Source organism: Paenibacillus sp. VCA1 (assembly GCF_031583795.1).
GTDB lineage: Bacteria > Bacillota > Bacilli > Paenibacillales > Paenibacillaceae > Paenibacillus_AQ > Paenibacillus_AQ albilobatus.
On the sequence record NZ_JAVLSX010000045.1, the window covers coordinates 1 to 459 of the forward strand.

The 459-nt window shown below is 49.9% G+C and carries 3 tRNA genes; all 3 read left to right on the forward strand.

Annotation, left to right across the window (positions count from 1 at the left end):
- Positions 1–138: 138 nt before the first annotated feature.
- Positions 139–214, forward strand: a tRNA-Asn gene (locus tag RJP21_RS31070).
- Positions 215–218: 4 nt separating this feature from the next.
- A tRNA-Ser gene (locus RJP21_RS31075) sits at positions 219–310 on the forward strand.
- 22 nt (positions 311–332) lie between these two features.
- Positions 333–407: transfer RNA gene (locus RJP21_RS31080), tRNA-Glu, on the forward strand.
- The last annotated feature ends 52 nt before the right edge of the window (positions 408–459 follow it).

Sequence of the window (459 nt, forward strand, 5' to 3'; positions counted from 1 at the left end):
AGAGCAGCTTCGTAGCTGATTCCGAGTACTTTGGCGGGGCCCGGAACAAAAAGTGAAGGGTAACGCTACGGAGTATTTAAAACGCAAAACGTTTCGTATCTAGTTTTCAGGTGATCAAACATCTGAATTAAATATTGTTCCCTGATAGCTCAGTCGGTAGAGCACTCGACTGTTAATCGAGTTGTCACAGGTTCGAGTCCTGTTCGGGGAGCCATTATGGAGAGGTGTCCGAGTTGGCCGAAGGAGCACGATTGGAAATCGTGTAGGCGTCAAAAGCGTCTCGAGGGTTCGAATCCCTCTCTCTCCGCCATAATACTTATAAATGTTATCATGGCCCGTTGGTCAAGGGGTTAAGACACCTCCCTTTCACGGAGGTAACAGGGGTTCGAATCCCCTACGGGTCACCATGGAGACTTAGCTCAGCTGGGAGAGCATCTGCCTTACAAGCAGAGGGTCGGG